The sequence below is a fragment of the Thermoanaerobacter ethanolicus JW 200 genome, from assembly GCF_003722315.1.
Taxonomy (GTDB): Bacteria; Bacillota; Thermoanaerobacteria; order Thermoanaerobacterales; family Thermoanaerobacteraceae; genus Thermoanaerobacter; species Thermoanaerobacter ethanolicus.
Genome location: NZ_CP033580.1, coordinates 140,898 through 164,664 on the forward strand (window position 1 = coordinate 140,898; position 23,767 = coordinate 164,664).

At 34.3% G+C, this 23,767-nt stretch carries 17 protein-coding genes, 1 pseudogene and 2 riboswitches; of the genes and pseudogenes, 5 read left to right on the forward strand and 13 right to left on the reverse strand.

Going from position 1 to position 23,767, the window contains the following annotated elements:
• Positions 1 to 8: 8 nt before the first annotated feature.
• From mgtA to EB239_RS00890, 10 genes are all read right to left on the reverse strand, one after another.
• The gene (mgtA, locus tag EB239_RS00845; RefSeq protein ID WP_003869673.1) at positions 9 to 2,696 is read right to left on the reverse strand and encodes a magnesium-translocating P-type ATPase; all 2,688 of its coding nucleotides are present in this window, start codon (positions 2,694 to 2,696) and stop codon (positions 9 to 11) included.
• A 364-nt stretch (positions 2,697 to 3,060) separates the two neighbouring features.
• A riboswitch (M-box (ykoK) riboswitch) is annotated at positions 3,061 to 3,228 on the reverse strand.
• 63 nt (positions 3,229 to 3,291) lie between these two features.
• A complete protein-coding gene (locus EB239_RS00850) occupies positions 3,292 to 3,828 on the reverse strand; it encodes a phosphatase PAP2 family protein (RefSeq protein ID WP_003869672.1) in 537 nt (178 codons plus the stop codon).
• Between the two features lie 431 nt (positions 3,829 to 4,259).
• Positions 4,260 to 4,898, reverse strand: coding sequence for an energy-coupled thiamine transporter ThiT (thiT, locus tag EB239_RS00855; protein WP_003869671.1), 639 nt, complete (start codon positions 4,896 to 4,898; stop codon positions 4,260 to 4,262).
• A 62-nt stretch (positions 4,899 to 4,960) separates the two neighbouring features.
• A riboswitch (TPP riboswitch) is annotated at positions 4,961 to 5,063 on the reverse strand.
• A gap of 122 nt (positions 5,064 to 5,185) precedes the next feature.
• Positions 5,186 to 7,069, reverse strand: coding sequence for an ABC transporter ATP-binding protein (locus tag EB239_RS00860; protein ID WP_003869670.1), 1,884 nt, complete (start codon positions 7,067 to 7,069; stop codon positions 5,186 to 5,188).
• The gene (locus EB239_RS00865; RefSeq protein ID WP_003869669.1) at positions 7,066 to 9,291 is read right to left on the reverse strand and encodes an ABC transporter ATP-binding protein; all 2,226 of its coding nucleotides are present in this window, start codon (positions 9,289 to 9,291) and stop codon (positions 7,066 to 7,068) included. The genes EB239_RS00860 and EB239_RS00865 overlap by 4 nt, the downstream gene beginning before the upstream one ends.
• 110 nt (positions 9,292 to 9,401) lie before the next feature.
• A complete protein-coding gene (locus tag EB239_RS00870) occupies positions 9,402 to 9,845 on the reverse strand; it encodes a MarR family winged helix-turn-helix transcriptional regulator (protein ID WP_003869668.1) in 444 nt (147 codons plus the stop codon).
• A gap of 161 nt (positions 9,846 to 10,006) precedes the next feature.
• Positions 10,007 to 11,719, reverse strand: coding sequence for a DNA polymerase/3'-5' exonuclease PolX (gene polX / locus EB239_RS00875; RefSeq protein ID WP_003869667.1), 1,713 nt, complete (start codon positions 11,717 to 11,719; stop codon positions 10,007 to 10,009).
• A 17-nt stretch (positions 11,720 to 11,736) separates the two neighbouring features.
• Entirely contained in the window at positions 11,737 to 12,165 is a 429-nt protein-coding gene (gene hepT / locus EB239_RS00880; RefSeq protein ID WP_003869666.1) for a type VII toxin-antitoxin system HepT family RNase toxin, read from the reverse strand.
• Positions 12,158 to 12,547, reverse strand: coding sequence for a type VII toxin-antitoxin system MntA family adenylyltransferase antitoxin (gene mntA, locus EB239_RS00885; RefSeq protein WP_003869665.1), 390 nt, complete (start codon positions 12,545 to 12,547; stop codon positions 12,158 to 12,160). Before mntA ends, hepT begins: the two co-directional genes overlap by 8 nt.
• Positions 12,548 to 12,643: 96 nt before the next feature.
• Positions 12,644 to 13,111 carry a methylated-DNA--[protein]-cysteine S-methyltransferase gene (locus EB239_RS00890; RefSeq protein WP_003869664.1) on the reverse strand — a complete coding sequence of 156 codons (468 nt, stop codon included), beginning with the start codon at positions 13,109 to 13,111 and terminating at the stop codon, positions 12,644 to 12,646.
• Between the two features lie 310 nt (positions 13,112 to 13,421).
• Between EB239_RS00890 and adhE the strand changes: the two are divergent.
• A pseudogene (gene adhE / locus EB239_RS00895) lies at positions 13,422 to 16,038 on the forward strand (bifunctional acetaldehyde-CoA/alcohol dehydrogenase).
• Positions 16,039 to 16,059: 21 nt separating this feature from the next.
• Here adhE and EB239_RS00900 read toward each other — a convergent pair.
• Together EB239_RS00900 and EB239_RS00905 are read right to left on the reverse strand one after the other, a co-directional pair.
• Positions 16,060 to 17,343, reverse strand: a complete 1,284-nt coding sequence (locus EB239_RS00900; protein ID WP_003869662.1) for an SH3 domain-containing protein — start codon at positions 17,341 to 17,343, stop codon at positions 16,060 to 16,062.
• 300 nt (positions 17,344 to 17,643) lie between these two features.
• Positions 17,644 to 18,777 (reverse strand): aldo/keto reductase, encoded by a 1,134-nt coding sequence (locus tag EB239_RS00905; protein ID WP_003869661.1) that lies wholly within the window; start codon positions 18,775 to 18,777, stop codon positions 17,644 to 17,646.
• Positions 18,778 to 18,920: 143 nt separating this feature from the next.
• Here EB239_RS00905 and EB239_RS00910 point away from each other — a divergent pair, with 143 nt between their 5' ends.
• From EB239_RS00910 to EB239_RS00920, 3 genes are read left to right on the forward strand one after another with little or no spacing between them, the layout of a single operon-like run.
• On the forward strand, positions 18,921 to 19,292 hold the full coding sequence (locus tag EB239_RS00910; RefSeq protein ID WP_003869660.1) for a GntR family transcriptional regulator: 372 nt from the start codon (positions 18,921 to 18,923) through the stop codon (positions 19,290 to 19,292).
• Complete coding sequence (locus EB239_RS00915) at positions 19,293 to 19,994, forward strand: ABC transporter ATP-binding protein (protein ID WP_003869659.1); 702 nt, start codon at positions 19,293 to 19,295, stop codon at positions 19,992 to 19,994.
• A complete protein-coding gene (locus EB239_RS00920) occupies positions 19,987 to 20,754 on the forward strand; it encodes an ABC transporter permease (protein WP_003869658.1) in 768 nt (255 codons plus the stop codon). The genes EB239_RS00915 and EB239_RS00920 overlap by 8 nt, the downstream gene beginning before the upstream one ends.
• A gap of 29 nt (positions 20,755 to 20,783) precedes the next feature.
• Here EB239_RS00920 and EB239_RS00925 read toward each other — a convergent pair whose 3' ends face one another.
• Complete coding sequence (locus tag EB239_RS00925) at positions 20,784 to 21,458, reverse strand: beta/alpha barrel domain-containing protein (RefSeq protein ID WP_003869657.1); 675 nt, start codon at positions 21,456 to 21,458, stop codon at positions 20,784 to 20,786.
• A 517-nt stretch (positions 21,459 to 21,975) separates the two neighbouring features.
• On the opposite strand from EB239_RS00925, the gene EB239_RS00930 reads away from it, so the two are divergent.
• Positions 21,976 to 23,718, forward strand: a complete 1,743-nt coding sequence (locus tag EB239_RS00930) for an ABC transporter substrate-binding protein (RefSeq protein ID WP_003869656.1) — start codon at positions 21,976 to 21,978, stop codon at positions 23,716 to 23,718.
• Positions 23,719 to 23,767 lie beyond the last annotated feature (49 nt).

The following is a 23,767-nucleotide window of genomic DNA, read 5'->3' on the forward strand; positions in this document are numbered from 1 at the left end:
GTCCAAAATTACAGCAAACTTCCAAATCTTTTTACAAATCTCGTTTTAACGTATTGCGCCAAAGTCAAGTATGCAAGGAGGGTAGCTGCTAAGAATAAGAAGTATATTCCTGGCAATGGCATCATTCCAAGGTCTTTTCCAAAGGAGGTAAATGGAACAATCGTTCCTACTGTAACAGCTGTAGATGTAAAAAGTAATAGCGGCCATGAAGCAATGCTTTGTATAAAAGGAATCTTCTCGGTTCTAAGCATATGAACTACCATTGTTTGTGTCCATAAGCTTTCTACAAACCAGCCTGTTTGGAAAAGTGAAACAAATTGGAGTTTAAGTGCTTCAGGCAACAAGAAGTAAGAGCCACCTATAACCAACGGACCAATTACAAAAAACATCAAAGCATAAGTGGTTATATCAAAAATTGAACTAGTAGGTCCAAACCATACCATGAAATTGCCTATATTTGCAGCATCCCATTTTCTTGGCTTTTGTATATACTCTTTATCCATTGTATCCCAAGGCACTGATGTCATTGACAAATCATAAGTTAAATTAAGGAAAAGAAGTTGCAATGGCTGCATTGGCAAAAAAGGCAAAAATGCACTTGCTACTAAAACTGAAAATACATTACCAAAATTAGAACTCGATGTAATTGCAATGTATTTCATAATATTTCCAAAAATTCTGCGTCCTTCTACAACTCCCTCTTCTAATACCGTAAGACTTTTTTCTAAAAGTATTATATCTGCTGATTCTTTTGCAATATCTACTGCAGAGTCAACAGAAATTCCAACATCGGCTTCTCTTAGTGCAGACGCATCATTGATACCGTCCCCCATATATCCAACAATGTGGCCTTTGCTTTGTAAAGCCTTTATTATTCTCGATTTTTGCATAGGAGAAAGTTTTGCAAAAATTGTCGTCTTTTCTGCTACTTCTGCTAATTCTTCATCTGTCATATTCTCTATTTCATTTCCTAATAGAATATTCTCTACAGCAATCCCCACTTCTTTACAGATTTTCTTTGTCACTATTTCATTGTCACCAGTAAGAATTTTTACATCTACTCCATGTTCTTTTAAGGCTTTTATCGCATAAGGTGCAGATTCTTTTGGCGGGTCTAGAAAACCTATATAACCCATGAGAACCATCTTACTTTCATCCGCCACACTGAAAACTCCCTCTGGTGGAACATCATTTTTTTGAGCTACGGCAAGCACCCTCATTCCGTCTTCATTTAATTTTCTTACCATTTCTCTTACTTCTTGGCGTATTTCATCTGTCAAAGGAACAACTTCACCTTTGTACTCAGCGTATTCGCAGATGGAAAGCACTTCTTCAACGGCGCCTTTCGTTACAAGCTGCCTTTTCCCACCTTCGCTCTCTAAAACTACAGACATTCTTCGCCTTACAAAATCAAAGGGTATCTCATCAACTTTTTTGTATATTTTATCTAAACCATTAAAGCCCTTTTCAACTCCATACTCTAAAATAGCTACATCCATCAAGTTCCTTAGACCTGTTTGATAATAACTGTTAAGATATGCATGTCTTAAAACTCTGTCATCTTCATTTCCATGTATATCAAGATGTTTTTCTACAACTATTTTGTTTAATGTCAAAGTGCCAGTCTTATCAGTACAAAGTATATCCATTGCTCCGAAATTTTGAATAGCATCTAATCTCTTGACAATTGTCTTATGTTTTGCCATTGTCACAGCACCTTTAGCAAGGTTTGTAGTGACTATCATTGGAAGCATTTCGGGAGTAAGTCCAACAGCTACAGCCAAGGCAAAAAGCAATGCATCCAACCAATTACCCTTTGTAAGGCCATTTATCACAAAAACAATTGGAAACATAACTGCCATAAACTTGATAAGCACTTTGCTGACATTGTTAATACCCTTTTCAAAACTTGTCATTGCCCTATGCCCTACAAGGGACTTTGCCATTGAACCAAAATAAGTACGGTCACCTGTTGAAAGAACTACAGCAATAGCAGAGCCACTTACTACATTGGTACCCATAAAGCATATATTTTCTAAGTCTGAGAGGTTTAAATCCTTAGCTTTCCTTTTTTCTTCTTTTAAATCCGGATATTTCTCAACTGGTTCAGATTCTCCTGACAAGGTCGCTTGGTTTATGAATAAGTCCTTGGAAGTAATAACCCTAACATCTGCAGGTACCATATCTCCTGCTGCCAAATGTATTATATCACCAGGTACTATTTCTTCCATTTTTATTTCTCTCTCACCTGTATCTTTGCGAATAACTGCAGCAGTCGTGTGAACAAGGGCTTTCAATTTTTCCGCTTCTATATTGGAGCGGTACTCTTGAACAAAGCGAAGCAGTCCACTAACCGTTACCATTATAGAGATAATAATTATGGTGCTCCAATCTCTGTCTTGAGGTGCAGTAAAAAGTACATCAGTTATATATGACACAATTGCCAAAAATACCAATATACCTATGAAGGGATTAATAAAAGCTTTAATCAATTGAATATACCAAGGAGCTGGTTTTTCATGGGCTACTTCATTTAAACCATACATTTCAAGTCTATCTTCTGCTTCCTCAGAAGTCAAACCTTCTCTATCTGTGCCTAATTGTGCCAAAACTTCATCTACATCTTTTTTCGCAAACTCAATTAATTGGGTAAGTATCGTATCTGTGAATCCATTTTTCTTTGCGATTTTGATCATTTCCATACACCTCCAAAACACAATAATAGACTAAGGCTGCTGAGTCTTTTGCAACCTTACAGTTACAGTATTTGTTTTTTTGTGAAAAACTTTCGCACTTAGACGATGGAATTAAAAGGAATTGTTTTGGAGGTATATGTAATAGGACATCAAAAGAAGGGATAAATAGGCATTTTAAGAAATAGCAAAATTTATTGAAAAGGCCACGTGTGAGAAGAATGGACGTGGCCTCAAACTATGCCCATCCTTCTTCAATGTCATATTACATATACCTTTATAGCTTTTACTACTACCTCCACCGTCCATTCTTCTCACCTCCGTTTTTTCGCAAATTAAAAAACCTCTCAACGAATGAAAGAGGTTTTTTAACATTTCAATTCGTTGAGCTTTGGCACTATACAGCTTTGGAGCATCCTCCAGCTGCATTAAGTAAAACCTTAATTCGGTAATACTTGTTGACCCGTTAGCATCTCTCGATGTTTCCGGGCAGCAGCGTATATCTGTATAGGAGCCTCACCTAACGATTGTATTAACTTGTGCCCTTCTACATTATATTCTTCTATTTACAATCTGTCAATCTATTTTGAAAAATTTTTTACAAAAACAACTTTGTAGCTATAAAATGGGTTAGATAAGAAAAAGTAATACCTATCGTTGAGCCCATTAATACATCTGAAGGATAATGCAGTCCAATGTATATCCTTGAAATCCCTACAAGTACTGCCAGCGAAATAAAGAACAGTGCAAGGCTTGGAAAAAACATTGAAAAAGTCATAGCAAGTGAAAAACTGGCAGTAGCGTGACCTGAAGGAAAAGAATAATCTTTTAAAAGATGTTTAAAAGTATTTGTATTAGCTAATACCATATAAGGCCTTGGTCTTGTATATTTTCTTTTTAAGAGCTGAACAAACAAATGGCTGCTTACAAGAGCAGTTAAAGCTTCTAAAGCAGAGGCTTTCACATTGTTTTTTCCGAAAAATATTAAAGATAAGCAAGAAAATATTGTAAAAAAAGGACCTCCTATATGAGTTATTTTAGGCATTATTTTGTCCAATATATTACATTTTATTCTTTTGTTTATATAGAAAAAAATGTTTTTGTCTTTGTCAAGAAGCACTCTTTTTATTTGCATCAGCAAAATCCCCTCCCTATAATCTCATTTCACTAATGCTTTCATCGAAATTTTTCAGCACAATTTCACACACTCTATCAGCGGAATTTTTATAAACCAATTCTTCCATTCTTTTTTCATATACTTAAGTTTATCAAGGTTTTCAAACAACAATTCTCTTAACTTTCAAAAGGATTTTATATTCTTTATATCTACAATTATATATACATTATCGTACTTTTCAAAAGCTTTTTCAACAGCCTTTGCTACTCTTTTATGGCCTGTTCCTATTTATCCATGGGCTTTCCCATAACCTTTGATTAAATTATCTTATGATAACATTAAAAAAACATTATAGGGATGTTAATTTTATGTTAAATTTTTTCTTACAAAATATTATACCATTATTTTGGCTATCCATTGAAAAAAAATAAAAAAGGGGAAATACCCCTTTAAGCAATTGCTTTCTTTTTAATTTCCTCGATAGCATTTCTAACTTGAGGAATTAGTGAAACTGCAAAACATATTGCCACTTCTACACCTATTATGCTTCCATTAACTAAAAGTGAATAAACTATAGGACTCATTCCTTTTGGCGCATAGCTTGCAAAAAAGAATACTCCGGATAAAAAGTGAGAGAAAAATCGTCCAAATCCGCCGACTAAAATTCCCAAACTCAGGTTTTTTCTAAAAAAGCCAGCAAGTCCTAATGCACCAAAAGCCAAAGGATAGTCGAGAAGTACTTGCACCCATTGGACTATAAAGGGGTCTTGAATAAGTTGCAAAAGTCCATATGCCATGCCAACAATCACACCAGGACCTGGTCCATAATAATACGCAAATATAAAAAGTGGAAGCATGCTGGCAGGCGTTATGGAACCACCCTGTGGCCAATGGTAAAACCTTATATATGACAGCACAAAAGAAATAGCGATTGAAAGTGCTCCGTAGACAAGCATCTTTGTGTCAAATTTGACACTTCTTCGCATCAGATATAAAAGAAAAGCTGCCAATAAAATTGCCAATATAACTGATAAGGTCACTGGTTTTATTTTGGCAAAATCAGAAAATATACTTATAATGTAGGACATAATAAAAAACACCTCCATGATATTTAGAGGCTATGTTCGCTGAAAAAAATACCGCGAAATGCGGTATTTTTGAGCCGCATTCCCTACGGAGGCATTACCCTCATCAGGTTCCAAGGGTTTGGCATCAATGCCATCTCAGCCATTAAGGCTCCCCCAGCGGACATAACCACCTATTTTGTTTTCACCTTTAATTTATCATTTTCTGTAGTCTGTGTCAAGAATAATTATCAAATGCGGATGGCCAAGCTTTGTAGGTTGCTGACGTTTTGCACACACATCAAATGGTATTAACTTGCCATCTCTTCCTCTTTTTCAAACTGACTGTTATAGAGACTTGCATAAAAACCGCCTTTTTTAAGAAGCTCTTCGTGGGTACCTTGCTCTATAATATCTCCATGGTTCATGACAAGTATCAAGTCAGCATCCCTTATCGTAGAAAGCCTATGAGCGATTATAAAGCTTGTGCGTCCTTTCATAAGGTAATCCATCGCTTTTTGTATTTGTATTTCTGTAAGGGTATCTACAGAGCTTGTAGCCTCATCGAGTATGAGAATTTTGGGATCTTTCAAAATAGCTCTTGCTATAGTTAGTAACTGCTTTTGCCCTTGAGAAATATTTGTGGTCTCTTCATTTAATACCATGTTATAGCCCCCTGGCAATGTCCTTACAAAACTGTCAACATGAGCTGCCTTAGCAGCTTTTATAACTTCCTCATCAGTAGCATCGAGACGGCCATATCTTATATTGTCCATAATAGTACCATTGTAAAGCCAAGTATCCTGAAGCACCATGCCAAAAAGTGAACGCAAATCTTCTCTCGTAAAATCTCTTATATCATGCCCGTCAATCAAAATAGCTCCTTCATTCACATCGTAAAAGCGCATTAAAAGTTTCACTATAGTAGTCTTTCCTGCACCAGTAGGACCGACAATTGCAACTTTTTGTCCTGCCTTAATAGAAGCAGAAAAGTTATTTATCACCATTTTATCAGGTCTATATCCAAAACGAACATTTCTAAACTCCACATTCCCTTTTATATCTTCAATTTTTACAGGCTGTGGATTATCTGGAACTTCCTCTTCTTCCTCCAAAAACTCAAATACTCTTTCTGCACAGGCAGCAGTTTGTTGCAGTATATTGGAAATATTTGCAATCTGAGCAATAGGCTGTGTAAAAGATCGGATGTACTGTATAAACGCCTGAATATCCCCCACTTCTATTGCATTTTTTATGACCAACCAACTACCCAAAACTGTAACCGCCACATAACCCAAGTTTCCTATTACATTCATAAGTGGCATCATAATACCTGTCAAAAACTGTGACTTCCAAGCTGCTCCGTACAAAGTGTTATTTAATACATCAAACTTTTCAATGCTCTTTTTCTCTCCATTAAAAGCCTTTACTATATTATGGCCTCCATATACTTCCTCCACATGACCATTTACATGCCCTAAATAATCCTGCTGCTCTCTAAAATACATTTGTGAATGTTTGACAATAAAGGCAATTACCAAAGAAGACAAAGGAATTATCAAAAGCGCCACTAAAGTCATAAGCCAGTTTATGGTAAACATCATAATCAAAACGCCTACTACTGTCGTCACAGAAGTGATTATCTGAGTCAAGCTTTGATTGAGAGTCTGAGTAATTGTATCCACGTCATTTGTAATACGTGACAATATTTCCCCTTGATTTGTGCTTTCAAAATATTTCAAAGGCAGGCGGTTAATTTTTTCAGAAATTTCTTTTCTAAATCTATAGGTAACTTTCATCGCAACCCCAGACATTATCCATCCTTGCAGGTATCCGAATAAAGCACTTAAACCATATAAGCCTATGAGAATTAGAATTATCTTTCCTACATATTCAAAGTCTATGCCACTGCCTTGCCCTGTTATTTTATTCATTACACCTTCAAAAATTTTGGTTATGGCTTTACTGAGTATTTTAGGACCCGCAATGGAGAAGGAAGCACTAAGAGCTGCTAATATAAATACACTTATTATAGAAATTTTATAAGCTGATAAATATTTTATCAACTTTTTCATTGTGCCTTTAAAATCTCGCGCTTTTTCTCCACCGCGAACCATGCCATGGGGACCGCCTCCCATTCCTGGCCCGCGAAGTCTGGGCATCTGTTTGGGGTCTATTCTTCTATTTTCACTCATGCCAATTCCTCCTCCGACAGCTGTGATAAAGCTATTTCTCTGTAAGTTTGACAGTTTTTAAGTAGGTCTTTGTGTTTCCCTATGCCCACAATTTTACCTTCTTCAAGCACTATTATTTGGTCTGCATGCAAAAGAGTTGACACCCTTTGTGACACCATTATAACAGTGCTTGATTTTAGCCTTTCTCTTAAGGCTTTCCTTAAAGCTGACTCTGTTTTGAAGTCAAGAGCTGAAAAACTTTCATCAAAAATGTATATTTCAGGCTTTTTAACAAGAGCACGAGCAATGGAAAGCCTCTGCTTTTGCCCTCCTGAAACGTTTGTTCCTCCTTGTGCAATCTCTGAATCAAATTTCTTGGTCTTTTCATTTATAAATTCCATTGCTTGTGCAATTTCTGCTGCTTCTTTTACTTCCTCGTCCGTAGCCTGGTCATTTCCGTATTTCAAATTTGATTTAATTGTACCACTGAAAAGCCAACTTTTTTGGGGTACATATCCTATTCTGCTGCGTAAATCTTCCTGCCTTACCTCTCTTACATCTACACCATCAACCAAAACCTGTCCTTCTGTCACATCGTAAAATCTCAAGATCAAATTCACTAAGGTACTCTTTCCAGAACCTGTTCTTCCTATTATGCCTACTGTCTGCCCTGGCAAAACCTTGAAGTTTATATCCTTTAAAGCGTATTCTTCAGCACCTGGATATTTAAAAGATACATTCCTAAATTCTACAGTTCCAGCCATATTTTCATTAAATTGTTTTGGATTTTCTGGGTCTTTTATAGAAGGCTCTGTAGCCAAAACCTCAGCAATACGCTCTGCCGATACTGATGCTCTTGGTATCATTATAAACAGCATTGAGAACATCAAAAATGCAAAGATAATCTGTATAGCGTATTGCATAAATGCCATCATGTCTCCAACTTGCATGCTGGAATTTTGGATTTGGTGAGCTCCTACCCATACTATCAAAAGAGTAATTCCATTCATCACAAGCATCATAGATGGAAATATAAATGCCATAGCACGATTTACAAAAAGCCCTACTTTTGTAATATCTTGATTAGCTTTGTCAAAGCGCTCTTCTTCAAATTTTTGATTATTAAAAGCTCTTACCACCATTATTCCTGACAAATTTTCACGAGTAACTAAGTTTAATCTATCAATCAATTTTTGCATTAGCATAAACTTGGGCATCGCAATGGAGTACAATGCTGATATTATACCTAAAAGTACTATTACTGCTAAAGCTATAATCCAAGACATTGAAACACTTTTGCTAAGTGCTCTAAATACACCACCTATACCCATTATAGGCGCATAAAACACCATTCTTATCATAATTACAAGAAGCATTTGTATTTGTGTAATATCATTTGTAGTTCTTGTTATCAAAGAAGCCGTAGAAAATTTGTCAAATTCAGCATTAGAGAAGCTCTCTACTCTTGCAAATAAATCTCTTCTCAAATCTCTCGCTACTCCAGCTGCCACTTTTGATGCAAAAAATGCTACCATAATAGTGCTTAATGCACTCAGTCCAGTTATCAATAGCATTATAAGGCCAGTATGAAGAATGTAATCAGTTTGAATTTTGTCTGTATTTATGCCAATTGCCTTGTATTCTTCTTTTACAGCCATTGTTGCAGCTTGTATAACCATATTGTCACCTAAAGAAGCAAACTTTTTGTTCATTTCATCTCTTATTTGAATAAGTTGCTCTTCTGGCAGTTGAGACATCATAGCAAAGAGGTCTACATTTGCCGGTATTTTCTTTCCATTAAATTCTATACTTCCGTTTTTTGCACTGGCTTTAGCTTTTTCCACACCTGTAACAGCTAAAAAGGCTTTCCCCATAGGTAAATTTATTTTGTCAATTTCTGATTTATCTACGCTTTTAAGGACATATACAGGCTCTTTTGAAAGAATAGGATATTTTTTTACATATTTATCATAATCAGGACTGGATTTGTCTACTAATGTATAATCTTTTAAAATCTCTTCCTTTTCTTCAGGTGTAACAAATAGCAAAAGTTTATCCATTTCGCTTTTCCTTATAGCCTCAGGAACTGCATTTACTATGCCACCTTGCTGTATTCCATTGTTAACTATCTTGGACATATAGTCAGGCAATGACAAATCACTCATTGCTTGAACAAATATAAAGAACACTGCTAAAAAAATCAACAGAATATAGGGTTTTAAATATTTCGCCAGTTTTACCATACCAACACCTTCTCCTCCTAAAAATTTGCCTCGATTTCTTTTGTGAGAACTACTTCTTTTTAAATTTCTACTTCCTCAACTTATTTACTTAATTTTGTTATACTTCCTCACTATAAATCATGTTGTTTTTCCAATATTTTTTTCAGTGCTTCTAATCCTTCAATTATTTTATTAAGGTCTTGTGGGCTTGCTCTACTTATTAATTTTTCAAACTTCTCTTCAGCTTCTTTGAAATGTTTTTGAAAAGTATCTTTAAACTTAGGAGTCACACTGACATAAACAACTCTTCTATCTTCAGTGCTTCTCGTCCTCTCTACCAAGCCTTGCTTTTCTAACCTGTCAATAATGCCAGAAACAGTGCTATTGGAAAGCCCTAATCTCTGACTTAAGTCACTTACTTTCATTTCACCATAACGGGCTAAAATGCCCATAAGCATTCCTTGTGGTCCTGTAATGTCAAAATCTTTGCACTCGTATTTCATAGAATGCTTTATAATATTCATTATTTGTTTTAAAAGCTTAAGTATTTTCAATCCACTGTTTATCTCTTCCATTTTCACCACCGCATTTTAAATTATTTCGCATGCGAATATTTTGTATTCAAATATTTCTGATACAAAATATATTGTACTCTTCTCATAATAGTATGTCAAGATTTCTTAAAGCTTTTCAAAAAAATAAAATAAAAAAACCGCTAATAAAATTAAAAGCGGTTTTACATATTAGAAAAAATCTCTAACACTGCCTCCAGTTCATAAGTATTTACAACATCTTTTGCTTCAAGCCACCCCTTTCTTGCAATACCAATGCCATACTTTACATCTTCCAACCCTTCTACACTGTGGGCATCCGGACATATGGCAAATTTTACACCTTTATCTTTTGCATATTTTATATATCTCCAGTCAAGGTCTAATCTATAGGGGCTGGCATTTATCTCAATTATTTTGCCGTATTCTTTTGCCGCGTCAATTACTTGATAGACGTCAATTTCATAGCTGTCTCTTGCCAGTAAAAGCCTTCCAGTCAAATGGCCTATTATCTTTGTGTATTTATTTTTAATGGCGTTTATCACTCTTTTTGTCATCTCTTCTTTAGTCATTCTAAAATGAGAATGTATAGAAGCTATAACCAAATCGAATCTTTTTAAAATTTCTTCGTCGTAGTCTAATGACCCATCCGGCAAAATATCCGATTCAATACCTTTAAATATGACTATATCATCGTATTTTTTGTTTAACTCTTCTATTTCTTCCCACTGTTTTAATAGCATTTCCTCTGCCAATCCACCGGCATAAAAAGCAGATTTACTGTGGTCAGTAATTGCTATGTATTTATATCCTAGCTTTCTCGCTCTCTCTACCATATCAACAAGAGAATTTCTACCGTCGCTATAAGTAGTGTGTACATGAAATACGCCTTTTAAATCTTTTTCTTCTATCAAGGCAGGTATTTCTCCTCTTTCTGCCGCCTCAATTTCTCCCATGTTCTCTCTAAGCTCTGGAGGAATATAAGACAAATTAAGTTTATTAAAAATTTCCTCTTCAGAGCTGCATTTAATAAGGACATCCCCTTTAAAAAGCCCGTATTCGTTCATTTTTATGCCCATCTCTTTTGCTCTATGCCTCATAGCTGTGTTGTGTTCTTTACTTCCTGTAAAATGGTGAAGAGCATAAGGGAATTCCTCATCTTTTACTACTCTTAAATCTGCATTTATTCCTGAGTTTAGTGTTACGCTTGTCTTTGTATCCCCTTTTGCTATCACATCCCGTACCTCTTCATAGGAAGCAAACAAGTCCATAAGTTTTTCGGGATTATCAGAAGTAGCCAGTATGTCAATGTCTTTTACGATTTCCTTTTTGCGCATTAGACTTCCCGCAATCTCACATCTTATAGTAAGCCCTGTCCCTTCCAAATACTCTTTAAGCTTGACTGCTTCTTGATAGGCTTCAAAATATAGGTGCTGTCCTGTAAACTGCTTTATAAACTGTATTCCTTCAAAAATCTTCTTCTGTGTTTTTTCACCAAAACCAGGAAGGTCCACAAGCCTATTTTCAACACAGGCGTATTCTAATTCGCCAATTGTCGTAATCCCCAGTTTTTCATGCAATGTCTTTATCTTTTTAGGGCCTAATCCCGGGATTTTTAACATCTCTATGAGGCCCGGAGGCACTGATTCCTTTAATTTTTCGTAATACTCAAGCCTTCCTGTTGTTATAAGCTCTGTCAGCTTTTTATTTAACGCTTCTCCTATGCCTTTTACATCTTTTAACCTATCTTCTTTCACAAGGGTCTCTATATCTTCATCAAGAACTTCTATAGTGCGAGCCGCATTGTAATAAGCCCTTGCCTTAAAGGGATTTTCTCCTTTCAACTCGAGTAAAAGCCCAATCTCATTCAATATATCCACAACAGTTTTTTTATCCATAATTCACCACTTCTTTTTTAATTATTTATATATAACTCAATGGTCCTCAAAAATTCATAAACATCGTCAATTTTCTTTGTCAAAAAATTTCTTATATAACTCCACTTTATATCAAGATATTGATGGGCAAGGACATTTCTAAGTCTTGCTATTTCTGCTATGGATTTGGCAAGCTCTATATCTATTACTTTTATTTCCCCTAATTTTAATATTATCTCTCTATAAGAATCGGGTATTTCAACATTTTCATTGGCAATCAAAATTTTTGAAATGTCAATAAGTGCATTGGCTATATTTTCAATCATCCTTTCAACATTTCTTCTAACTATCCTATTGGCATTGTATTCTTGAAAGCTCAACTCTTTATGCGCTTTTAAATCTTCCAATTCAATTTGTATAAATTCAATCCTTTTTATCACATTAATTTTATCAGAATCTTTAAGCATTTTTCTCCCTTCTTTCCTGTCTGTATCTATATATATCAAGAACAGTTTTTCTAAAATCTTCTGCCTCCATAGACACTTCAAGCATGTAGTTTATATAAAAATCATGGTCATTTATTATAATCTTTTTTCCTCTCAAAGCTTCCCAAGCAACAGTAGCATTGGCTATATTCAAAACAATAAGGTCAACATCCCTTTTAAGCAAATCCTCCAATTCATTCCATAAACCATAGACAAATTTCTCATCATATTCTTTAAGGTAAACTGCTATGTCAATGTCTGATTCCTTTGTAGCTTTTCCTTTGGCAACAGAGCCAAACAAAAAAGCCATAACTATATTCTCTTTATTTTTAAAAAACTCTTTTAAAGTTTCCAAATAATCCATTCTATCACCTGCTCTTTATCTCCATTATACCATAAAAAAGTTAAAAAATAATGTCACAATTGACAAAATTACTACCAATTGCACCATTGTAGATAGTTAAATCTTTACCCCCTCAAGACTTAATAAAAACTTTTTTATCTCAATCCCCCCTCCAAAGCCTGTCAAATTGCCATCCTTTCCTATAACTCTGTGACAAGGAATTATAATAGGAATAGGATTTTTATTAAGAGCCTGTCCTACCGCTCTTGCTGCCTTTGGCTTGCCAATCAATTTAGCAATTTCTCCATATGTTTTAACTTTCCCATAGGGAATTTTTGAAATTTCACGCCACACAGCTTTTTGAAAATCTGTACCTTGCAAATCCAACCGCACATCAAAATTTTTTAATTTCTTTTGAAAATATAGGTCAAGTTGACGTATACACTCTTCAATATAAAAATCGCTGCCTTCTTTAAAGCCTTCTAATGAAGATTTCTCATTTTCAAAGTCAATACGACATATGCCTTTACCCGAAGAAAATATTGTAAGCATGCCAATAGGCGATAAGAATTTTTTATACAGCACCTTCTCATCTCCTTAAAAATTTAAAAACTGGTAATTTGATTATATCACAATATAATCTGCAAAAACATAATGTAAAATTTTTTGAGTAATCGTTTCATATCGATTTATCACTATTGACATCATTTTAAACCTGTTTTATTATAAAAGTGTAAAGAGATTGTTAAATGAATAACAATTAAAATATAGAGCAAACTATTGTTAACTTCTAATTTTTATAGAAAAATACTTAAATTTTTCGAAGTACACTTTGACAATCTCTTTATTTAAATAAAATATTTTGTTAAATTATTATCAATATGGAGGTGTTCTTATGCCTAACTTATTACAAGAAAGAAGAGAAGTAAAAGAAAAAACAGAAGTGAAAGAAACGCTGGATGTTAAAAGACAAATAGACCAATTAGTAGAAAAAGCACAAAGAGCACAAGAAAAATTCATGTCTTATACCCAAGAACAAATAGATAAAATAGTTAAAGCTATGGCTTTGGCTGGTATTGAAAATCATGTGAGATTGGCAAAATTAGCCCATGAAGAAACAAAAATGGGTGTTTATGAAGACAAAATAACGAAAAATCTTTTTGCAGTAGAATATGTGTACAATTATATAAAAGACAAAAAGACTGTCGGCGTCCTTAGTGAAAACTTAGAAGAAAATTATATGGAAGTGGCAGAACCTGTAGGAGTTATAGCCGGCGTAACACCCGTTACAAACCCTACTTCTACAACAATGTTCAAAAGCTTAATCGCTATTAAAACAAGAAATCCAATAATTTTTAGCTTTCACCCAAAAGCATTAAAATGTAGTATAGAAACAGCAAAGACCATGTACGAGGCAGCATTAAAAGCTGGTGCACCAGAAGGATGCATAGGTTGGATTGAAACGCCTTCAATTGAAGCAACGCAACTTCTCATGACACATCCCGGCGTCTCCCTTATCCTCGCAACAGGCGGCGCTGGAATGGTAAAAGCCGCTTACAGCTCAGGAAAACCCGCCCTTGGCGTAGGTCCTGGCAATGTCCCCTGCTACATTGAAAAAACTGCAAATATTAAAAGAGCAGTCTCAGACCTAATACTTAGCAAAACTTTTGACAATGGCACAGTATGCGCATCAGAACAAGCTGTGATAATAGACGAAGAAATAGCAGATGAAGTGAAAAAATATGAAAGAATATGGTTGCTATTTTCTCAATAAAGAAGAGACTAAAATGCTAGAAGAATTCGCTATAGACAAAAACACCGGTTTAATGAATCCAGCAGTTGTAGGTCAACCGGCAACAAAAATTGCTGAAATGGCTGGATTTAAAGTACCTGAAAACACAAAAATACTTGTAGCTGAATATCCTGCTGTAGGACCAGAATATCCTCTCTCCAGAGAAAAGCTAAGTCCAATACTTGCTTTATACACAGTCAAAGATTACAACGAAGGCATAAAAAGATGTGAAGAAATGACAGAATTCGGCGGACTTGGTCACTCTGCAGTAATACATTCTGAAAACCAACAAATTATTAATGAATTTGCAAAAAGAGTACGAGCAGGAAGAATTCTTGTAAACGCCCCTGCTTCTCAAGGAGCTATTGGAGATATTTATAACACGGCTATCCCATCTTTGACTTTGGGTTGCGGTACAATGGGTAGAAATTCAACAACAGATAATGTAAGTGTTTATAACCTTATAAACATAAAACGAGTTTTTATAAGAAAAGAGAGAATGAAATGGTTCAGAGTTCCACCACAAATTTATTTTGAAAGAGGGTCATTACAATATCTGTCACAAGTAAAAGGCAAAAAAGCCTTTATTGTAACAGACCCTGTGATGGTTAAATTAGGTTTTGTAGATAAAGTAACGTATCAATTAGATAAGGCAAATATTAAATATGAAATATTCTCTGAAGTTGAACCAGATCCTTCAGTTGACACTGTAGAAAAAGGGGTAAAAATAATGAGAGGGTTTGAGCCTGACTTACTAATAGCTGTAGGTGGTGGTTCTGCAATAGATGCAGCGAAGGGAATGTGGCTTTTCTACGAATACCCTGATACAAAATTCGAAGACTTAAGGTTAAAATTTATGGACATAAGAAAAAGAACTTATAGATTTCCTGAACTGGGGAAAAAAGCTTTATTTATCGCAATACCAACCACCAGCGGTACAGGTTCTGAAGTTACTGCCTTTGCAGTTATAACAGACAAAAAGAAAAATATAAAGTACCCTCTCACAGATTACGAATTAACACCAGATATCGCTATAATAGACCCTGACCTCACAATGACAATACCACCCTCTGTCACAGCAGACACTGGTATGGACGCTTTAACCCATGCTATTGAAGCCTATGTATCTGTAATGGCATCAGACTATACAGACGCTCTCGCAGAAAAAGCTATAAAATTGATATTTGAATATCTACCTAAAGCATACAAAAACGGGCAAGATAAAGTCGCCCGCGAAAAGATGCACAATGCTTCATGCATAGCTGGAATGGCCTTCACAAATGCATTTTTAGGAATAAACCATAGTATGGCTCATATACTTGGTGCTAAATTCCATCTTCCACACGGAAGAGCAAATGCAATACTTCTGCCCTATGTCATAGAATACAATGCTGAGTTACCTAAAAAATTTGCTTCATTCCCACAATATGAATATCCCAAAGCAGCCGAGAAATATGCAGAAATTGCAAAATTCTTGGGACTTCCTGCATCAACCATTGAAGAAGGAGTAAAAAGCCTCATTGAAGCAATAAAAAATCTTATGAAAGAGCTTAATCTTCCTTTGACACTTAAAGAAGCAGGCATAAATAAAGAAGAATTCGAAAAACAAATAATGGAAATGTCTGATATAGCCTTTAATGACCAGTGCACCGGTTCAAACCCAAGAATGCCATTGGTATCCGAAATTGCAGAAATATATAGAAAAGCCTATGGAGAATAAGGGTAAATTTTTAGTTTACCCTTATTCTATTTCCAAAACAGAAGTGAATTTTTCTATAAAAGATACTCCTGAAGTTGTCGGCAGAAAAGTAGAGGTTACCATAACTTCATTTACAGGAACAAATTCATATTTATCTTCCTTTTTCTCTCCATACCCATGAAAATTATGTATTATATAAGGAATGCCTTTTTCTTTTCCAATGTAAATCATAGCATGCCCTGGCATATAGACTAATGCTCCTGGCTTTACACTGTCGAACACTTTTATTCTTTCTTCATTTGACATTCCCTCAATAAATTTATAGGATTTGTCCGCTACTGCTTCTTGCTCATTAGCATTCCTAGGAAGCCTTATGCCAAAAGTTTTAAAAACATACATTATATAGCTTGAACAATCTCTTCCCCCAAAACTATCTCCCCACCCATACCTATCACCTAAAAGTTTAAAAGCTTGCTTTAGAATATTTTCTCTTGTATATGGAAGGTATCCTAAATTTATATCTTCTTTTTTGGAAATCAAAGAATACTTAAATTGAAGATTTCCATTACTATCTCTTACAGGTATTTTAATTACATAATTGCCTTCTACGGATTGATTGCCTATATGCCTTGGAACTTTGTTTGTTTCGAGAGGTATCTTAGTACCCATTGTAAATTCCAGTTTAGAAATGCTTATATCAAAAGGATTACTCCGAGTTTTTGTGTAGTTTCCTGTGACCACTAAAAATTTATAGGAATTTACATAATCAAATAACTCTTTTTTGTCCTTTGAAATTGCAATATCCTCTGCTTTAATCCATCCTCTGTAATTGTACATCTGTATAAAAAACCATTTTCTATCTTTACTTTTGTGTAAAATAACTAAAGGTTCAAAAGCTTGACATCCCGTCTCTTGAAACCTGTCAAATTCAATATCTCCCTGCTTGTCAAAAACAGCTTCCTCCGTGGGAAAACTTCTAATAGAAGTATTTCGAATTGCTATACCGTATTTTACTGGATTTACATCCTCAATTTTTTCTAAATTTGTATTTTCTATTACATCGTCATAAAAGTCTTCTTCTATGAGGTTGCCGTACCTATTGTACATAGACTTTTTGGGTATCTCATAACTTTTGATTAACTTAATAAGCTCATCTTTTTTTAAACTCTCTTTATATGTCTCAATGTCACATACCATACCTACTTTATTTATTATCTTTCTGTTAAAGTTTTCAATCTCTTGTGGTGTCATAATAACTTTGTCGGCATTGTCTATTTTCCTAATCCAATATTCTGGACTTAACATATCTTCAATAACCTCAAACATACAAACTCTCCTCTCATATATGCAAATTTATACACGCCTATTATAGAAAAATTTTAAAAAAATGAAACTAAAAGCGAACTTTTTCGTCTATATTATAGAGATATGTTTTACAAAGGGGCGGTATACTAAATGGAGAAAAAATTTTATTTAGCCATTTTTTTAATACTGAGTATATTATGTCTTCTTCTTGGGATAACAATATTTTTAACTGCTTTTCATCATGGCATCTAGATTTTTAATACATAAAAGAAAGCGAGAAGGAGTGACAAAGTTTGTCAATCTCCTTCTCCTATTTTTTCGTTATGCTCTTTCAAAATAATTTGCAACTTCTTTAAGGTAGTCAATTATTGTAAGATGTTGTGGACATACGCTCTCACAGGTACCACATTCAATGCAGGAACTCGCTTTTGCATCTCCCAAATCTTTATAAGCCTTACGGTTAGCCTCATAAATGTTATACATATGAGCTTCGTTGTAAAGTTCAAAGTTCCTTGGTATATTTACACCATTTGGACAAGGCATACAGTAGTTACACCCTGTACAGGCAATTGGTGAAAGCTCTTTGTATTTGTTTCTAACTTTACTCACAATCTCAAGTTCTTCTTTTGTTAAGGTATTTATTCCTGACCTTTTTGCGCTTTCAATATTTTCTTTTAGTTGCTCAAACGTGCTCATGCCACTTAACACAACCGAAACCTCCGGCTGATTCCATAACCATTGAAGTGCCCACTCTGCAGGGGTACGCTTAACCTTTGCAGTATCCCAAATGTCTTGCACTGCTTTTGGAGGGTTGGCAAGCCTTCCTCCTCTTATAGGCTCCATTATTACAACACCTAAGCCTTTTGAAGCAGCATGTTTTAATCCCTTCTCTCCAGCCTGCACATCTATGTCCATATAGTTGTACTGTATTTGACAGAAATCCCATTTGTCATAATAATCTACAATCTCTTGGAATACAGGATACTCATCATGGAAGGAAAACCCTATGTATCTTATCTTCCCTTCTTGCTTTTTCTTTTCAGCCCAGCTTAAAGCATCAACTTTTTTCATGTTCTCCCATTTATTTTTATCTAAAGCATGCAAAAGATAAAAATCTATGTGGTCTGTCTGAAGTTTCTTGAGCTGTTCATTTAAATATTTGTCCATATCTTCTTCCTCGTTAATTAGCCAGGTGGGAAGTTTCGTAGCAAGAAAAGTTTTTTCTCGGTAACCATCTTTTAAAGCTTTACCTGCAACTATTTCGCTGTTACCTCCATGATACGGCCATGCTGTATCAATATAATTCACGCCATTGTCAATGGCATACCTTATCATCTTTATCGCTTCAGCCTCATCTATTTTGCTGTTATCATTATCAATTACAGGAAGCCTCATTAAACCAAATCCTAATGCAGATACTGCTATATTTAGTTTGCCAAATTGTCTGTATTGCATCTCATCCTCTCCCCTTTGTAAATATGTTTTAAGTTAATTATAACATAGCGAATTGCATAAACAAAAATCTCTTTAATATTGACATTTAGAAAATATTAGTGTATTATATAATTAGTTCACTAGTACAATATGGAGGTGTTGTATTGAAAATTGAGTTTGATGAAAAAATACCCATTTACCTTCAAATAATGAAGGCAATAAAACAAGAGATAGCTACAGCAAATTTAAAAGCAGGTGATAAATTGCCTTCTGTCAGAGAAATGGCAGAAATTTTAAAAGTAAATCCCAATACTGTCCAAAGAGCATATCAGGAACTTGAAAGAGAACAAATCACCTATACACAAAGAGGAATGGGAACCTTTATTACAAACGATGTACAAAAACTAAAATCATTAAAAAAAGAAATGGCAATGGAATTAGTCACATCCTTTGTAAATGAAATCAAAAATTTAGGTTTTAACATGGATGAAATAATAGAAATTGTAAAAGAATCCTTAGAAAGGGAGGTTAAGTAATTGGACACAATTTTAAAAATCTCTAATTTAACAAAAAATTATTACAATACCCAAGCCTTGAAAGGCATAGACTTAGAAGTTGAAAGAGGAAAAATCTTAGGGCTTTTAGGTCCTAATGGCAGTGGTAAAACTACATTAATGAAAATTATAGCTGGCATACTAAAGCCTACTTCAGGAGAAGTGCTAATTGAAGGTAAAAAGCCGGGAATTTATAAGAAGCAAATTGTATCTTATTTACCTGATGTAAATCCTCTTTATAAGTGGATGAGGGTGAAAGATGCTGTAAATTTTTTCAAAGATTTTTACAATGATTTTGATGAAGAAAAGGCTAAATCAAATTTAGACTTTATGGAGCTTAAAGAAAACCAAAAAGTCTCTTCCCTTTCAAAAGGCATGTTAGAAAGGCTTCTTTTAGCACTTTTCTTGTCAAGAAATGCTAAACTTTATATTTTAGACGAACCTTTAGGCGGCGTAGACCCCCGTGCAAGAGACAAAATAATAGATACCATAATAAAAAACATTAATGAAGATAGCTCAATGGTTATTTCTACTCATATTATAAGAGACATAGAAAAAGTTTTTGATGAAGTAGCCTTTCTCTCTGAAGGAACAATAATTTTAAAAGAAGAAACAGAAGATTTAAGGAGAAAAAAAGGAAAATCAATTGATGAAATTTTTAGGGAGGTATATGCTAATGTTTAAACTTATAAAATATGAATTGCAGGGAAGATCCAAATATTACATTGCAGCTTTAATAGGGATGTTTTTTATGTTTTTTTATATAAATATGAGACTTACTTCCAAGGATTTTACAGTTTCGCTAGCTTTTTCATTTTTAGCAATTTACTTAGTCTACATTGTTCTTGTAATATCAGGTATAATACTCTATGCAAAAGATGTCTTTGGAAACTCTGGATATTTGATTTTTACAATTCCCAAAAGAGGAGAAACAATATTGGGGGCAAAATTAATAGTTGCTATTGCTGAATTTCTAATATTTATGTTTACTGTTGTTTTGCTATCCTATTTGAATCTATCAATAAATTACCCTGTGGAAATAGTAAACAATTTTATTTTAGAATATAAAAATACTCTAATACCTGCTTCTACACTTATAACACTTTTCTTTATCTTTTTAATTCTTCTGTCATATTTTAGCATAACTCTTGCAAAAACAATTTTTTACTCAAACAAATACGCCATATGGATTTCTCTCATGTTGATGTGGTTAATTTATTTTATAATAAACAAACTTATTACCCTTATATCAAAATTATTCCCTTATTCCATTCATATTGGAACTGGCAGTATAATCGCAAAAGCCGTTAACACTAACTCTAATATAACAATGTATCTTACACCATTAGATTTAAATATCGCCGCTCTAACTTTTGAAACATTTACACTTTTTATTCTCTTTATCGCAACCTCATATTTAATTGACAGCAAAATGAACTTATAATAACTAAAAGGGCCAAAAAGCCCTTTTAGTTACTCCCTTTCCTTTCTGTATTTGTCCATTATCTCTGAGAAAATCTCTGCATTTGTAGGAGGCGTATAGGATATAGCATTAGCGCCTGCTTCTATCGTCTTTAAAATGGTTTCCTCAGTAGGACCTCCTGTTGCAATAATGGGTATGTCGGGACAAATATCTTTTACACGTTTTACTAAATCAGGTGTCTTTTGTGCACCAGATATGTTAAGTATTGTAGCGCCAGCTTCTACTCTCCCTTTTATGTCCTCTTTCTCCGACACTATAGTTACAACAATAGGTATATCTATTGTCGCTCTAATTTTTTTGATTATATCATTGGCAGTAGGAGCATTTACAACAACTCCCATTGCTCCAGAAAATTCCGCGTCAAGAGCCAAGTTAACAACTCTTTTGCCCTGTGTAAGTCCTCCACCCACCCCACAAAATACCGGTATATCCGCTGCCATCATAAGAGCGTGAGTAATAACTGGCTGAGGAGTAAACGGATATACTGCTAAAACAGCATGAGCATTAGTATTTCTAATCAAAGCAATATCTGTTGTAAAAACAAGGGATTTTATTAATTTACCATAGACCTTTATTCCCGAAGCTTTTTGATGAATAACTTCAGGAACTAAAACCATCTTTTGCCTTAAAGGTGAAGTTATCTCGGGAACAAAATTATCAGACATTTTATCACCATCTTTTGCTCTTATTTTATAAAAATATTATACCAATAATTGTTTATAAATCAATGCCTTTTAAGAATTAATTCCATATTTTTCAAAGATCCATTTCTTACCGTATAAAGTCCATACAAAGCAAGAAAACACTATTAAAATTATCTTATTATTTCTTTACTTTTTAGTGTTTGAAAACAATTTTAGTTTAAAAATAATATTAAATTTTAAATTGTATTGTGTTTTTGCCACTTTTTTGAAGGCTTATTAAATTTTTGTGAAAAAATTTCACAAAATATGTACAAAAATCATCTTTGTTTGCATAAAATTTAAATAGGAATTTAAAAGTTAATAATTTTTATCTTCACATTTTAATAGATTTTAAAAATATATATACAAAATTAAAAAAAGCCCGCAAAAGATTTACACTTTTAATGGGTATGTTGTCAATATGTATTAAATATGCTATAATAGTAATTGTGTACAAAATAAATATAATTTAAAATAAAATGTAAGGGGGATTTAAAAAATGCTAAGAAAAAAGTGGCTTCCTCTAGTTGTGACCCTAATTTTTATCCTATCTGTTTTTTTGACCTCCTGTGGTAAGACAGAAACTCAAACGCCACAACAATCTCAAGAACAAAAAACAACACCTACAGCTTCAGTTCAAGATAGCGACAACTGGACTAAAGCAAAAGACACTTCAAAAATACCAGAAGCATCAAAGGCTCGTACCGACACACTTATAATAGGTCTTCATGAGCCAAAAGGAGTTTTCAATCCTCTCTATTCTGAAACATCATATGACAATTATGTAAACAGCGCTATTTTTGATAGTTTACTAGAGGTAGACTTCGATGGAACATACATTCCATCTCTTGCAAAGAGTTGGGATATAGACAAAGATAACAATACTATCACCTTCCATTTACGAGATGACGTAAAATTTAGTGATGGAACACCTTTGACAGCTAAGGACGTAGAATTTTCTTATTATGTACTAGCTGATCCTACTTATGATGGGCCAATTGCTTTATCTGCAGCAGGAATCAAAGGGTTTAAAGAATATAATGAAGGAAATGCAGACAAAATTGAAGGAATAAAAGTAATAGATGACCATACAATACAGATTCAATTAGAAAAAGTTCTCGGAACATCTTTGTCAGACCTTAATATCCCAGTTATCCCACAACATTATTATGGAAAAGACTTTGCTAAAGGCAAATTAGACGGAGTAAAGGCTTTAGAACAGCAGCCACTCGGCTCAGGTCCCTATGTATTTGAAAAATTTGTTCCTGGTCAAGAAGTTCGCTTAGTAGCAAATGAGAATTACTGGAAAGGTGCTCCAAAAATTAAACACTTAATTTACAAAACTACAACAGAGGAAACAGCTGTTCAAATGTTACAAACCGGTGAAACAGACTATGAGACCTCAAACATCACAGCAAAGAAAGATAACGTAGAGTTGCTAGAAAGCCTTGGATTTGTTGATTATAGCTTACTTCCAACTAATGGTTATGGTTATATAGCTTTCAATCACAAATTGCCAAAATTCCAGGATGTAAGAGTGCGTAAAGCATTAGCTTATGGTCTTAACCGCAAAGCTATAGTTGATGCTGTATATCAGGGCTTAGCAGAAGTAAGAGATGTGCCACAGTCTAAAGTATCATGGGCATATCCTGATGAAAAAGACATAATACATTATGACTATAACCCAGAAAAAGCAAAGCAGCTTTTAGATGAAGCTGGTTGGAAATTAGGACCAGATGGTTATCGTTATAAAGATGGTCAGAAATTTACAATACACTTCTTAGCTTCATCACCTAATCCAGTAAATGATGCTTTAGTGCCAATGGCAGTAGAAAATTATAAAGAATTGGGTATAGAATTTGTGGCAGAACCTCTTGAATTCAACGCCATAATTGACAAGGTCAATAAAGGCGATTTTGAAATGTACTTCATGGCTTGGGGCTTAACTCCTGAACCAGATCCTTATACTATATTCTTCTCAAAAGGGTCTCAGAATAAAATAGGGTATGCAAATCCAAAAGTTGATGAACTCATACTAAAGGGCCGTGAAGAAACAGATATTAATAAACGCAAGGAAATTTACCATGAACTTTACAAAGTATTAAACGATGACTTGCCATACATCTTCCTGTATCAGAGAAATGACCTCAATGCAAAGAACAGCAGAGTAGTAGGATTCCAGATCTCATCTTTCAGAGATTTTACTTATTCACTGTATCAAGCAGAAATTCTTCAGTACTAATTTAAATTTAAAAAGCCCGGGCTGTTAAGGGCCGGGCTTTTCATCTATT

Coding starts and splice junctions, on each gene's coding strand:
- mgtA (WP_003869673.1), bottom strand. CDS start 2,696: ATGATCAAAATCGCAAAGAAAAATGGATTCACAGATACGATACTTACC.
- EB239_RS00850 (WP_003869672.1), bottom strand. CDS start 3,828: ATGCAAATAAAAAGAGTGCTTCTTGACAAAGACAAAAACATTTTTTTC.
- thiT (WP_003869671.1), bottom strand. CDS start 4,898: ATGTCCTACATTATAAGTATATTTTCTGATTTTGCCAAAATAAAACCA.
- EB239_RS00860 (WP_003869670.1), bottom strand. CDS start 7,069: ATGAGTGAAAATAGAAGAATAGACCCCAAACAGATGCCCAGACTTCGC.
- EB239_RS00865 (WP_003869669.1), bottom strand. CDS start 9,291: ATGGTAAAACTGGCGAAATATTTAAAACCCTATATTCTGTTGATTTTT.
- EB239_RS00870 (WP_003869668.1), bottom strand. CDS start 9,845: ATGGAAGAGATAAACAGTGGATTGAAAATACTTAAGCTTTTAAAACAA.
- polX (WP_003869667.1), bottom strand. CDS start 11,719: ATGGATAAAAAAACTGTTGTGGATATATTGAATGAGATTGGGCTTTTA.
- hepT (WP_003869666.1), bottom strand. CDS start 12,165: ATGCTTAAAGATTCTGATAAAATTAATGTGATAAAAAGGATTGAATTT.
- mntA (WP_003869665.1), bottom strand. CDS start 12,547: ATGGATTATTTGGAAACTTTAAAAGAGTTTTTTAAAAATAAAGAGAAT.
- EB239_RS00900 (WP_003869662.1), bottom strand. CDS start 17,343: ATGTTTGAGGTTATTGAAGATATGTTAAGTCCAGAATATTGGATTAGG.
- EB239_RS00905 (WP_003869661.1), bottom strand. CDS start 18,777: ATGCAATACAGACAATTTGGCAAACTAAATATAGCAGTATCTGCATTA.
- EB239_RS00920 (WP_003869658.1), top strand. CDS start 19,987: ATGTTTAAACTTATAAAATATGAATTGCAGGGAAGATCCAAATATTAC.
- EB239_RS00925 (WP_003869657.1), bottom strand. CDS start 21,458: ATGTCTGATAATTTTGTTCCCGAGATAACTTCACCTTTAAGGCAAAAG.
- EB239_RS00930 (WP_003869656.1), top strand. CDS start 21,976: ATGCTAAGAAAAAAGTGGCTTCCTCTAGTTGTGACCCTAATTTTTATC.